At 46.8% G+C, this 13,185-nt stretch carries 15 protein-coding genes; 6 read left to right on the top strand and 9 right to left on the bottom strand.

The features are described 5' to 3' along the window. Positions 1-45 precede the first annotated feature (45 nt). The 3 genes from AAKU64_RS00715 (at position 46) to AAKU64_RS00705 (ending at position 2,366) form a co-directional block, all read left to right on the top strand. Complete coding sequence (locus AAKU64_RS00715; RefSeq protein WP_354329299.1) at positions 46-609, top strand: GNAT family N-acetyltransferase; 564 nt, start codon at positions 46-48, stop codon at positions 607-609. 113 nt (positions 610-722) lie between these two features. Further along, on the top strand, positions 723-1,676 hold the full coding sequence (locus tag AAKU64_RS00710) for an alpha/beta fold hydrolase (RefSeq protein ID WP_354329297.1): 954 nt from the start codon (positions 723-725) through the stop codon (positions 1,674-1,676). A 336-nt stretch (positions 1,677-2,012) separates the two neighbouring features. After that, entirely contained in the window at positions 2,013-2,366 is a 354-nt protein-coding gene (locus AAKU64_RS00705) for a hypothetical protein (protein WP_354329295.1), read from the top strand. Here the strand turns inward: AAKU64_RS00705 and AAKU64_RS00700 are convergent. From AAKU64_RS00700 to AAKU64_RS00675, 6 genes are all read right to left on the bottom strand, one after another. Next, entirely contained in the window at positions 2,363-2,575 is a 213-nt protein-coding gene (locus AAKU64_RS00700) for a cold-shock protein (protein WP_322120747.1), read from the bottom strand. The two genes, AAKU64_RS00705 and AAKU64_RS00700, sit on opposite strands and share 4 nt — an antisense overlap. Positions 2,576-2,796: 221 nt before the next feature. Further along, a complete protein-coding gene (locus AAKU64_RS00695) occupies positions 2,797-3,216 on the bottom strand; it encodes a DUF2238 domain-containing protein (RefSeq protein ID WP_354329293.1) in 420 nt (139 codons plus the stop codon). A gap of 144 nt (positions 3,217-3,360) precedes the next feature. Beyond that, positions 3,361-4,752, bottom strand: coding sequence for a cell envelope integrity protein CreD (gene creD / locus AAKU64_RS00690; protein WP_354329291.1), 1,392 nt, complete (start codon positions 4,750-4,752; stop codon positions 3,361-3,363). Between the two features lie 183 nt (positions 4,753-4,935). After that, entirely contained in the window at positions 4,936-6,366 is a 1,431-nt protein-coding gene (creC, locus tag AAKU64_RS00685) for a two-component system sensor histidine kinase CreC (protein WP_354329289.1), read from the bottom strand. Continuing rightward, positions 6,363-7,082, bottom strand: coding sequence for a two-component system response regulator CreB (gene creB / locus AAKU64_RS00680; RefSeq protein WP_354329287.1), 720 nt, complete (start codon positions 7,080-7,082; stop codon positions 6,363-6,365). Before creB ends, creC begins: the two co-directional genes overlap by 4 nt. Before the next feature lie 103 nt (positions 7,083-7,185). Then, a complete protein-coding gene (locus AAKU64_RS00675; RefSeq protein WP_354360854.1) occupies positions 7,186-8,187 on the bottom strand; it encodes a type II secretion system F family protein in 1,002 nt (333 codons plus the stop codon). A 411-nt stretch (positions 8,188-8,598) separates the two neighbouring features. On the opposite strand from AAKU64_RS00675, the gene AAKU64_RS00670 reads away from it, so the two are divergent. From AAKU64_RS00670 to AAKU64_RS00660, 3 genes are all read left to right on the top strand, one after another. Then, a complete protein-coding gene (locus AAKU64_RS00670; RefSeq protein WP_354329284.1) occupies positions 8,599-9,324 on the top strand; it encodes a TetR/AcrR family transcriptional regulator in 726 nt (241 codons plus the stop codon). After that, the gene (locus AAKU64_RS00665; RefSeq protein WP_354329282.1) at positions 9,324-10,769 is read left to right on the top strand and encodes an ABC1 kinase family protein; all 1,446 of its coding nucleotides are present in this window, start codon (positions 9,324-9,326) and stop codon (positions 10,767-10,769) included. Before AAKU64_RS00670 ends, AAKU64_RS00665 begins: the two co-directional genes overlap by 1 nt. Before the next feature lie 72 nt (positions 10,770-10,841). Beyond that, entirely contained in the window at positions 10,842-11,384 is a 543-nt protein-coding gene (locus AAKU64_RS00660) for a DUF2867 domain-containing protein (protein ID WP_354329280.1), read from the top strand. Here the strand turns inward: AAKU64_RS00660 and AAKU64_RS00655 are convergent, their stop codons facing one another. Genes AAKU64_RS00655 through AAKU64_RS00645 form a run of 3 tightly spaced genes read right to left on the bottom strand, consistent with a single transcriptional unit; the run spans position 11,385 to position 12,779 of the window. Beyond that, positions 11,385-11,777, bottom strand: a complete 393-nt coding sequence (locus AAKU64_RS00655) for a nuclear transport factor 2 family protein (RefSeq protein WP_354360852.1) — start codon at positions 11,775-11,777, stop codon at positions 11,385-11,387. Positions 11,778-11,784: 7 nt separating this feature from the next. Continuing rightward, entirely contained in the window at positions 11,785-12,318 is a 534-nt protein-coding gene (locus tag AAKU64_RS00650; protein WP_354329276.1) for a PaaI family thioesterase, read from the bottom strand. Then, complete coding sequence (locus AAKU64_RS00645; protein ID WP_354329274.1) at positions 12,315-12,779, bottom strand: PaaI family thioesterase; 465 nt, start codon at positions 12,777-12,779, stop codon at positions 12,315-12,317. Before AAKU64_RS00645 ends, AAKU64_RS00650 begins: the two co-directional genes overlap by 4 nt. Between the last annotated feature and the right edge of the window lie 406 nt (positions 12,780-13,185).

The following is a 13,185-nucleotide window of genomic DNA, read 5'->3' as shown; positions in this document are numbered from 1 at the left end:
TATTGTTAAAATCAATTATGCCATTGTCCCCACGACGAGATCATCATGCCTAGATTGCGCCTTGCCAGTTATGCCGATATTCCTGCTATGCAGGCACTGATCGCACGTTCTGCGATTGATTTAAGTGTCTCTTTTTATACACCGGAACAAGCACAGGCCTTGTTGCAATATGTGTTCGGCGTGGATACGCAATTGATCGCAGATCAAACCTATTTTGCCATTGAGGACGAGGTAGTGAATATAAATCAGCATGATATAAGGCCGAGGCTACTGGCCTGCGGCGGATGGAGCAAACGTAATACCTTGTTTGGCGGTGATCAAGCCAAACAAGGCGTCGATAATTTGCTTGATCCTGCCATTGATCCGGCACGCATCCGTGCTTTTTTTGTTGATCCATCTGCCGCCCGTCGCGGCCTTGGCAGCATGCTGATGCGATATTGCACAGAGCAAGCACGCGCAGCAGGTTTCACCGCATTAGAACTAGCGTCCACCATGCCAGGTGAACCTTTATACCGCGCTTCAGGCTTTGAGGTAACAGAGCGTTTTGGCTTAGATTTACCTGGTGGTATTCATGCACCGCTGGCACGTATGTATAAAAAGATTGTATAAAAAATGAATTAGGCAGCTTATTTCAGTAAATTGTTTCAGCAAATATTTGAGTAAATACTTGAGTAAATACTGAAGGTCAGTAGTCATATTCAAATCACAGAAAGTACCTCAATATGAGTATCAGCAAACGTGTCATTCTCAGCTTTTTATGTCTGGTCTTGTTTGTTATTGGCGCAAGTTGCCTAATGATCGTGTTGACCTGGGCGCCCGACAAACCTGTAAGCGAGTTGACGACACAATGGGCACCTGCGCCATCCCAATTTATCGATGTCAAAGGTTTGTCGGTACATCTGCGGGATGAGGGACTTAGGACTGATCCGGTACCGATTATGCTGATTCATGGCACCTCATCAAGCTTGCATACCTGGGAGCCTTGGGTTGCTGCATTAAAAGATCAGCACCGCGTCATTACGATGGATATTCCCGGCTTTGGTCTGACGGGACCAAATGCACAAAATGATTACAGCAATGCTGCTTATACCCAATTTATTCTGAACCTGATGGATAAGCTGCAATTGTCACGCGTGGTATTGGGTGGTAATTCTCTGGGCGGTGAAATTGCCTGGCAAGTTGCAGTCGCTGCACCAGCACGGATTGATAAACTCATCTTAGTAGATGCTGCCGGATATCCCTTCACACCGGCGGCGATTCCGATAGGCTTTAAGATCGCGCGCATGCCAGAAATGGCTTGGGTGATGCAACATACCTTGCCACGGAATTTGATGGAAAGCAGCGTCAAAAATGTATATGGCAATCCAGATAAAGTCACGCCAGCGTTGGTAGATAGGTACGAGGCGATGACTTTACGGGCTGGTAATCGCCATGCTCTAGGTTTGCGTTTTATACAATTGGATGCGGGACGTACTTCCGATAAAATTAAAACCATTAAGCTGCCAACGCTGATACTTTGGGGCGGCAAAGATAAGTTAATTCCACCAGATAATGCGGAGCGATTCCATCAAGATATTACCGCTAGCAAGCTGGTCATGTTTGAGCAATTAGGACATGTGCCACAAGAAGAAGATCCGGCAATTACCATTGCAGCAGTCAAAGACTTTTTGAAATAATCGACCCGAGCGCAAGATTGCAGTAGCTGATGATCTCGTTTATTAAAGATGACGATCGCGCTAATGTTATCCTCGTTGTTAACGCAAAAAGCCCGCCAAAAGCGGGCTTACCATTCATTGCTGCGACTCACTATCCTCAATATCATCATCAATAACCCATGCTATCTGCGTGGTGCCACTGACTAAACCAACAACCCGTGCTATCTGCGCGGTGCCCCTGGTGGGATGAGTCGTTTTTACTGCTCCAACATCTCCTGATGGACATGTTTTCAAGTCGAACGAATGTTTTTTCTTCACAAATCAACTAAGCCATTTTCCAAGTGCATTGAATAAACAATGCGCTGGCCGGTTAGAGTTGATGCTCGCCGCAGAAGATACTGGCAGATGCCTGGTGAATCTTCTCGCTACGGTGATAAACACGAATGTATTAGACCATTTCCCAACAACCCATGCTATCTGCGTGGTGCCACTGGCCGGTCAGAATTCATCTATGCGTCAAAAAATAAACCTGATGGTGATTTTCTGACTTGTGAAGTTTTTGTCTTGCTGATGATATTTTCTCTTACCGCCAACCCATGCTATCTGCGTGGTGCCAGCGGCCGGTATTTAAGAAAAAATCAAACCACAACACATAAAGCTAATTCAGAATCGACAACTCACCAATACTTAAGCGTCGATCTACTCAATTAAGAGAGAATTTGGATATTGCCTGCTTTATCGCCTTTTGGACCAACAGCTGCTTCGTAAGAAACGCGTTGATTTTCCGTCAGACTCTTAAATCCAGAAGATTGGATGTCTTGGAAATGGGCGAATAAATCTGGACCACCAGCATCAGGAGTGATAAAGCCGAAGCCTTTAGCATCGTTGAACCATTTGACTATACCTGTTTGAGTACTCATGTTTTTTCCTTCAATTGTAAATAGGCGACATTGCCTGATAGGCACTTGAAACCAAGAGATGAAACCGGAGGAATTAAAACAGAACGACTAGAGGAACAACAGCCATGCAGGTTTGGGACCAACAATATAACAACTTGATGCAAGTACGGTACGGAATATACACGCTTATATCCAAATCACCTAATTTAATTTTTCGGTAAGTGTTTTCTCTTCATCTAAGATCACGTCTTAGATTTTACACCTTCGAAAAATGAGATCGTTGCGATCAGCGCGCCAGCACCCACCAAACCAAAAAATAAATCTGACAAGGTATCCGACACCCCGAGATTCATCTTGGTACCAAGCAAAAGATCGGATCCGAATTCTAAAAATTCCCAGAAAATAGCAGTTGTTGCGGTGAGCCCTAAGCACATCAGACACTGAATGAGGCCAGGAATATTACCGATCATCACTTGAGAATAGCGAGTGGCAATCAGATAAAAATAGGTGATGGCAATGCCACCAAAAAAATGTGTTGGTATATCTAGCCAAGGATAAATCAGGTAGGCGTTAAAACCTTTTGCAGCAATAATGTAAAAGGCAAAAACACATAAGGGTGCCCACGCTGCATGACGTAGCGATTTGGCTAAGCAGTTTTTCATTGAGCGCAAATTCCAAATGATTTAGAAGCTCCCTTAGACGGGACTGCAATAAAGATGGACTTGCTAGACTCAATTTGTCTTACAAGCCTCATCATCATTGCACTTATTGTTATCGTATTACTTAAGTTTCTCTGTTTGAAGAGATCAGTTCGGAGCTGGCGTTGACGATTTACCCAACTGATACCAGTCAACTTTACGAGTAATCACCATGGTTGCTGACAGTACGCTGAACAGTAAAATACTTCCCATAATTAGCGCATTATTTTCTGACTGCAGTAGGCCAAATAAGACGCCATACAGTAAGGTCAAGCCGCTGCCAAATCCCATGCCGCGCTTCCAGCTACGTAATACATGGCTCAGATAAAAGCCAATCAGTAAGATGCAAGCACCGCTCGCCAGCAAATAAGAATGTACAAAACTAATATGCTCCGACAGGCTCACCAACAATAAAAAGAACACCGTGAGTGCCAGACCGACCAAGGTGTATTGCACCGGATGAATTGGTAATTGCTTGAGCATTTCAAACAAGAAGAAAGCTGCAAACGTCAGCGCCACAAACAGCATGCCGTATTTGATCGCTCTGTCTGCCTGAGAATACACATTAACTGGCTCAATAAAAGCGACGCTAAAGTTATCTAAAATGGTCGCAGGGCTTGTATCGCCAGAGGCCGTATTTTGTCCGGTCGCCGTGCCTGTTTCCCGCATACTCATTTGTTGTTGTGCACTGCTGGATAGCGCAGAAATATTCCAGGTAGCAGAAAATCCGTTTTGATCTATCTTGCGATCTTTGGGAGAAGGTAAAAAGCGACCGCCAAATTGAGGATGTGGCCATTTAGACGCAATACTGATTTGATTATTCTTCGCAATCGGGACAAAGCTCATACGTTCAATACCGTCAATCGCCAGATCAAGACTAAATTTGATTGTCTCTGGTGTTTGTAGCTCCATCACATTGAGCGGCGCATGCAAACCAGTTTGTAGAGAACGGAGCTTGCTCTCTTGCTTAAATTCATAAGATGCTCCGCCCCAGTTTAACCTTGGGAAATTATGTAAGCCGCGTGTATCGCTCAAACCAAGTGAGATGTATGGTGTTCCCATTTTGATATGCGACGCAAGTTTATCTTTGGGTAGATTCTCCATTAAGGGCAATACAAAATCGCCAGAAATCGCGTGCTGTCCGCTGTAGATTAGAACTTTATGAATGCCACGATAATGACGATCTGTGTCGATCAGCCCTTTGATACTCAGAGTGTTGGGATAGATAAATACTTGATGAGCCAACGAATATTTACGTATCGCCGCTTTTTTAGTCGTCGCATCAATCTCTTCTTCCTCATATATTTCGCTATAAGGCAATGTCAGTACTGGCCCCAATAAGGTTTGTTCACCGACAGAATCGGCTGCAATACTTCTGACTGCTTCATCACGAAAGCGCATCCGTTCAGAAATGGTCGATTCAATCATCATGAGGGGTACGCCGATCAAGAGCATCAAAACACCGATGATGATGGCCTTGAAGAGTAAAGTTTTTTGCATAGAAGACTCCGGGTTGAGGGAGTTGCTACTGTAAAAAACTTGTGTGCGTTATTGATGCGTTTTGTGTGAAGTGAAAAATGAATTCTCTATATCTTTTCATTCAATTAGATAATTAATGCCTAAGTGCGGACTTTCGGTAATTAGCTAATGTGATATCTAAAGCGATGTATTGCTATTACAAAATTAATGCAAGTATTGATCTGGAAAACTCAAACAAGCACAAACCCCACCATCAGTACGATTGCTGACAGTCACGCTCCCGCCATGTAATAAGGCAACCTCGCGTACAAACGGTAAACCTAAGCCTGTACTCTTGGCTGCATCTGGTCTTTCCAATGAATAAAATCGCTCATAAATGCGTGCTATAGCGTAGTCAGGTATGCCTGCACCATGATCTTTTACTTGGATTTGTATCGTCTCTTTTTGTTGGCTGACATCAATAATGATAGTGCTACCAGAAGGAGAAAAAGCGATGGCGTTATCGAGCAAATTACCGATAGCCTGGCGCAATAGTAGGGCATCGCCCGTCACGGTGATCGCGGGCACATCTAATCGCAATTGCAGTAATTTTTCGGTAAGACGGGTGCTGGCATCCGCCTGCACTTGTGTTATCAGATCGGGTAAATCAATCTTGCTGACACTATCGAGTATCTGCTGTTTTTCAATTTTGATCAGGGCTAATAGTTTGTCGATCAGTTGCTTCTGACGTTGGTTTTGTTCGATGATATTGCGCAAAAAATGCTGTCGGTCTGCTTCTGGCATTGTTTCTGTTAGCAGTTCGGCCGAACCTTGTATTGCGGCAATCGGGCTTTTTAATTCGTGCGCCAGAGTGTGCATCAGTTGTTCTACATATTGTTTGCCTTCCAGCTTGTTACGCATGGATTCTAAGGCGCGGCCAAGGGCACCGATTTCGTTATTTCCTAGTTTTGGCAGGCTGACTTTTTCGTCGTTTTCTACGCTGCTGGCGTAGCGTTGTAATGTGCGTAAAGAATGGCTGAGCCAGAACGAGAATCCTATGCCGATCAGTAAAGAGCCTAGAATCAGCCAGCCACTGCGGCGCAAAATCTTACGTTGACTACGTTCGATAAATGGTGTGATGGTAGAGATGGGTTTAGCGACTGTGAGTGCTCCAATAATGCGTCCGCCGTCCAAAATAGGCGCCGCAACATGCATTACGTTGGAATTGTTATCTGCCGGATCAGCGAGCGTACTACGCGCACCGTATTTGCCCTGCAAAGTCAAGTACACATCGTTCCAGCGCGAATAGTCTTTGCCGACATCTTTATTGTCCGAATCGAACACGACGATGCCATGGATATCCGTAATATAAATACGATAATCCAGCGTTGCTTTCTGGACGCCGCTGATTTTGACATCGACACTACGATGTACATAGTTCTGTAATCTGCCGATTAAGGCAGCGTGCGGCAAATCGCCAGCTTTGACATCTTCGGCCACTAGCTGCGCCAGCAATTGTGCGGTATCGACTAAGGTATCTTCCAGTGTCGCACGGACACCGGGTTTGACTTCTTCTACAAACACATTTAGTACAAACCATGCCGCAAGACCGACGACTAAAAAGTAGCCGAATAGTATTCGTAATCCGATTTTCATATGCTTGAAAAGCTATAACCCATTCCACGATGGGTTTGTATCGGGTCATCTTCTGAGGCGATCAGACGCAGCTTGGCGCGCACCGACTTCACATGCGCATCGACCGTACGCTCTAAGGTATCGCTGGCGTCTGTCCAGACCATATCCATCAACTGCGCACGAGAAAATAATTGCCCCGGATGATCGATAAAGGTTTTTAACAGCAGGTATTCATAGCGAGTGAGAGCAAGACTTTGACCGAGATACATAATCCGCCCTTCTGCTGGTCGTACTTGAAAACGGTCGGTATGGGTCTGTGTGCCGCTCTCTCTTAGGATTTGTGTATGACCCGCTTCCAGACGGCGCAACACGGCACGGATGCGGGCTACCAGCTCTCTTGGTGAAAATGGTTTTGTGACGTAATCATCTGCGCCCATTTCTAGCCCGACTATGCGGTCAATTTCATCACTGCGCGCGGTTAAAAAAATCACCGGTATGTTGGACGACTGGTTTGAAAACTGGCGCAAGCGGCGGCAGACATCGAAGCCGCTCATATCGGGCAAGCCGATATCCAGCACGATCAAAGCGGGTGCGGGTGAATTTGGCGAGGATAATAAATCCAACGCACTTTGCCCCAAAGTGACGTGGTGTGGCGTAAAACCATCGGTGGCGAGCGCATAGGCTACATTGTCAGCAATCGCTTTTTCGTCTTCAACAATGAGGATGGATCTGGACATAAGCCTTCAATATAAATAAGTACGATGATGTAGCTGACTTGACGCGTTGCCCTCCAAAAATAGGCTTGCTGCGGGACAAGCTGATGCTAAGTTCAGCCCAAGTTTATGCTAGGTCTTTGGGTACGTTGGGCATAAACACTTTGCTTTGCAAAATGCTATACGCCATCCACAGCATGATTGCGCCGTACACAATCCGTGGCGCCCAATCGGCGGCCTGTTGCTGGAAATGTGACAAAGACGCCGTCTCCATCGCGGCGTGGCGTAACAGCATTTCTGGCAAAGTACCGCTGGCTTCGCCAGTCTGGGCCAGACTAATCACTTGCGGATTGCCGATATAAATACAATTTTCCAGCGCATAGGCGAGGGTAGCGCCTTGCTGCATGCTGGCAAGAATCCTGGCAAAGTCTGCCCGTATCATTTGATTGCTGATGGTCTTAAAGGCTTTAGGCAATGCCTCAAACATCGGCAGACCTGCTTCTAGCATCAAGCCTAGGCTTTCAAAAAAATCTCTGGCATTGCGTCGCACATGCATCGCGCCAAATAAGGGGATTTTGGTCAGCATTTTTTCTATACCTTCACGTAGCGGCGATGCTGATGCGGTTTCCAGCCAGTGGTGGAATTTTTTAAAACACACAGCGCCTATGCCGATTGCCAAAAATGGTCGCACTACGCTCCAGATGTAGCCACTCGCTGTCAGCGTACCTGCCACTAAGGCGGGTAGGGGTTGTACCAATAACGATAAACCCAAAATCATCAGCGGCAGTTTTAAGCGTGATTTAACCGCTTTGCTAAGACGATCTTTTTCGGTGTAAGTATCGGCCAGCCGCCGGTACATTGTTGCCGGGCTGCCCGCGCTCGTAGCGGCGCGGAGCAAATGCACCTCCAGATCGCTGAATAAGCCTGACTGTTGTCCGGCTGCCGGAATGTCTTTGCCGCGCGCCAGCAGTTTGCGCATCGCGACGACCCGGCTTTGTGCCGGTGCCGGCAATTCCAGCAAGCTATACGCTTTATCGGCAGGCAGACCGGCTTTTTCCATCGCGGCTAAGTGCGTGTACAAATTGGCGCGGAGGGCAAAGCTGAGCGGTTTAAGTTGTGGACTGGGCATAGCCGCATTTTAGTGGAAAGACGCTGAATAAGATGGGATTGTTGTGTCGGATTTGAGGATTGCCAGATGCCGCTAGCAAAGCTACGCACTTTTTCGCATTATTATTTGGCAAGCCTGGCTTGCAAATTAAATATACTCCTATTGGGTATATTTAATTGTCCATGTAAAACTTGGACAATAGGCCATATTTTACAAAAATGGTGGGGAGTATATTAAAAATACTGGGATTTTTATGTAATCACAAACATCATGGATGATTCTTTTACGCGTTTAAATGTCTTGGGGTAATTCTCTTTTCCTGGCATTTATGCATACAAACTCTCTTTAAAGCATCATTTTCTTGCACTTTTAAAATACTTAATATACATTGAGTGCATCAATAATTGAATTTAACGATAGTTAATCTCCAAAATGAAAACATCTAAGTCCCAGCAAGAGCAAACCCGTCGCCATGTCATACGGACTGCGGTCGATATGATTACCGAGCATGGCTACGAGGCGACGACCATGAAGCAGATCGCGCGCGCGGCTGGGATTGGTGATGCGACGATTTATAAATATTTTCCAAGCAAAGAGAAACTGCTGCTGGCGTATTACGAGTTATGCATAGAAATAGTCTTGGAACTGACGCTAGAAACGCCCGGCCTAGAGCAGTTTGGTCTGCAAGAACGTTTGCAGAGATTGGTCGATGCCTTGCTGGAGTTGTTGCTGGCAGACCGAGAGTTTGTTGAAATCACGCGCACCATCGTTGGCAAATCGCCGCTATTGATGATGCGCGACAACATGCCCGGGCAGCAGGCATTGCGAGAACAAGTGGTCAAGTTTATCGACGCGGCGGAGCAAAGCGGTGAGATTGCCGCCTGTGATTTTAAAAATTTATTGGGTGGTCTATTTGCCGATTATTTATTCGCGGTGATTGCCTATTGGCTGAAGGACGAATCCGAAGAATTTTCTGACACCACGCAGTTAGTCGATCTGACCTTGGCGGTGTTGGTGCTGGCCTTAAAGAGTGGTGTCGTCAATAAGCTGTCAGAACTGGCGGGATTTTTAATCCGCAATCAGTTATCACGCCTGATGCAAAACGGCTCAGGTTTGCTAGACATGTTGAAGCTGGCTAAACGTGGTCTTGGTGCGTGATGAATAACACACCACCAACCAGTAAGCTCAGTCGCAGCGCCATCAGTGGTTTAGCCTTAGCGCATGCCGGCCTCAACCATGTCGGGCATAGAGCACGCCAGCTGACCCGCGATGAACAACAGCAAGCAGCGGCAAAAGATCGGCATGAAGCCGAGTTAGGGCGGATTTTATTTAAAGCCTTAAATCAGTTGAAAGGTACTGCTTTAAAAATCTCGCAGTTGTTGAGTATGGAAGCCAACTTTTTGCCAGAAGGTATACGACGCGAACTGGCAAAAGGCTGTTACCAGGTGACGCCGCTCAACCGCGCTTTGGTGCATAAAGTGTTTACCCGCGAATTTGGGCAAGCGCCCGAACACCTGTTTGCGCACTTCGATCCGGTATCGTTTGCTGCTGCGAGTTTGGGACAAGTGCATCATGCCAGCTTGGCAGATGGTCAGGCGCTGGCGGTGAAGGTCCAATATCCGGGCATCGCTGCCTCAGTCAGCAGCGACATCCGCATGCTAAGTGGTCTGTTGCACACGATGGCATTTGGTTCTGATCTGGTCCCTCGTAAAGAACTGTTAGATAGCATCATGAGCGAGCTGGAAAAAAAGCTCGGCGAAGAACTTGATTATGAACACGAGGCGGCACAATTGCGCTGGTTTGGTGAGCATGTCCGTTTGCCCGGGATTGTGATCCCGGCTGTCGTGGCAAGCCACTCTAGCCAGCGGGTTTTGAGCATGCAAAAGCTGGACGGTCTGCATCTTGACCAGTGGCTGGCCACTAATCCTGGTCAGGCTCAGCGCGATCACTATGGTCAATTATTGTTCGACTGGTTCTGGCATAGCGTTTGTGATTTAGGTCGCTTGCATGCTGATCCCCATCCCGGTAATTTTTTGTTTATGGCAGATGGTCAGTTAGGCGTCATTGATTTTGGCTGTACCAAATCAATCTCAACCGGGTTTTGTACATCGATGGCTAAAGCATGGCGAGGGCTGCTGGACGCGGGTGCAGTTTCAGGTGCAGTTTCGGGTGTAGTTTCTAACTCATTTTCAGGCTCAAGCTTAGACACAAACACAAACACAAATACAAATCCAAACTCGGCAGCCTCTTTTGCTGCCGTACACCAGGCATATATCGAGCTGGGCTTAATCCGACCTGATTTGAGTTTGCATGATTGCGAAACACAGCTATTACCTGCTGCTGCAGCTTTGATTGACTGGCAACTAGAGCCTTTCACAGTGCAGCAGTTTGATTTCAAAAACAAAACACCATACCCCGCACCCCATACTGACCATGGCAAAACCTTGGTGAAATTAGCCTTAGGCTACCATGAAGATATGCCCTATTTTGATCGTGCTTACATGGGCATGATGCACATGCTGTACAAAATCGGAGCGGTGGTAGATACCAGCAATCCTTGGCTAAATGCTGACCCAGAAAGTCGATACTGTCGAAGCGCTTAGTCGCTCCTCATAAATCCTATATTGCCGCAATACGGATTATTTATTTCAGGTTTTCTCATACGGGAGTTCATCATGCAATATGCCTACCAGCAGGTTGTTGTCAGTCCCTTGCCCGAGCAATCGCGCATCACCCACCTGTACGATCAGCCGGATCTGGCAGACGCGTACTCGGTACGACTACCGCCAGATGCCAGCGACGATCCAGAAGTGCTGGCACGCTTTATCCTATCGCAACAAGCGCCATGGGCACATCAATTGATGCGCTTACGTGATGTATTGGTCGCTGGCTTTGGCATCAAAACTTCTCAGCAGCTTGTAGAGTCATCTGACAAAGATGTCAGGCGGATTTATATCTTCAAAATCTATGAAAATAGTAGCAATGAAATTGTGCTGGGAGAAAACGACAAGCACTTAGATTTTAGATTGTCTGTGATGTTGCAATCTCAGCCAAATCATCCCGAGCCAGTGCGCTATTTAACGATCTCAACTGTGGTTCATTGTCACAACCATCTGGGGCGAACTTATCTCAGATTGATTGCCCCTTTCCATCGCCTGATTGTCAAATCTTACTTGCGCCGTGCGGCAGGTTTTGGCTGGCCGCTGCAGAATTCTTAGTTAATTAATCGGCTCTACCAAATGCTGCCGGTTAGCAGGCGCCGGATAAGCCTCTGGCCAATATTCCACGATCCGGCTAATTTTCCCGTTTGTCACGGTGAAGAACGAAACGGCTCGCATACATTGCACGCCAGCCGTAATACTGACGTCTGATACGGCCTCCGATACGCTACCAATCAGACGGTTGATGGTGAATGTCCAGAGCCCGTTGGCTGGGTATTCGACATTCATCAAAGCGAAGTTATTTCCTCCGCGAATGCGTTCATTGGATTGTGGCCACTCCAGCAAAAAATCATCGGACAGGATTGCTGTCACAGAGTGAAAATTATTAGTCGCCATCAGTTGCCAGAACTGTTTGACAATGTTTATAGCAGAAGTATTGGTGCCGTTCATGAGCTAATCAAGGCAAAGGAAAAATCAAACAAGTCGTCGTTGCATGTGCATACACCTTGCCTAAAGAATCTACGATACGGCCTTCGGCAGTACCGACTTGTCGTCCGACCTGGATGACCTTACCCTCAGCGCGTACCGGTCCGGTTTTATCGGTCAGTGCGCGGATCAGATTGACTTTGATTTCTAGCGTGGTATAGCCTATCCCTTTGGGTAGCATCGATTGCACTGCGCAGCCAACGGCAGAATCAAGCAGGGTACAGAAGTAGCCGCCATGCACACTGCCCAGCGGATTGTAATGCTGACGGCCAGGCGTGCCCTGGAACACGATACGTCCTGCTTCGCCTTCGACCGGAAAAAAATCCATAGTCTCGCCGATATGTGGTCGTGGCAACTCGCCGTTGAGGATGCCTTGCAAAAACTCTAATCCGCTGAATTGCTTCATCTGCTCCAGCGGCACAACTCCGGTTGTCTGCAGTCTGGCGCGGACTTCAACTTCTTTTTCCAGCCATTGTTGTAAGACCGGGTTAATGACATCGCTCATTTTGCTTCCTTAGGAAATAACACCATTTGTGTACAACGGAACAGTGCGATGGTTTTGCCCTGATGGCTGACAGTCGCGTCCCAGACTTGGGTCGTGCGCCCGACATGGACGGCGGTGGCGACGACTTCCACAATACCATCGCGTGCCGTGCCGAGGTGGTTGGATTTAAGTTCTATCGTGGTAAAGCTACTGGCACCGGCTGGCAAGTTATTGATGCAGCCGTAGCCGCAAGCGGTGTCTGCCAGGGTGACTACGCTGCCCGCATGTAAAAACCCGTTGGGTGCCATCAGCGACGGAATGACAGTCAATTCAGCACGTACGGTTTTACCTTCTAATGCTGTGATGCGGATACCTAAATGCCCTGGCAAAAATTGACTGCCAAATTGGTTCAGACTGTCCGCGGTTAAGCTGCTAGCTGATGTACGTGGTGTGGCTGATGTTGTGCTTGGTATGCTATTCATATCGATGCAGTAATAAGATCAAGGTTAGGTAACGCAATGAGCAGATGCAATTAAGCAAACGTGAGTCTCCAAGCCGGCAATGAGGATTGAACTCGGATTGAACGCGGATTAAATCCGAATTAAATCCAGATTGAAGGCGCTTAACTTTGTTATTTCGACTTTGTTATTTTGGCTTTACTATTATAAAGGCGTCCACTGTGACTGGTTTAGTTGAGATTTAAGCGTTAGAAAATGAGCAAATTTGTGGTGCTTACCACACCTCAAAGTATCAAAGTGCAATGCAGCAATTTTTGACGTAATATGATTAACAGATATCGACGTTGTGGCAACCGACAAAAATCTCTTAATGAAAGAATAAGCTTAAGTGATTTGATTGCCATAGCTTGTTCGAAACTATTTATCTGAT

It is taken from the genome of Undibacterium sp. GrIS 1.8 (assembly GCF_040544445.1).
In the GTDB taxonomy this organism is placed as follows: domain Bacteria; phylum Pseudomonadota; class Gammaproteobacteria; order Burkholderiales; family Burkholderiaceae_D; genus Undibacterium.
This window is presented reverse-complemented; position numbering and strand designations above follow the sequence as displayed.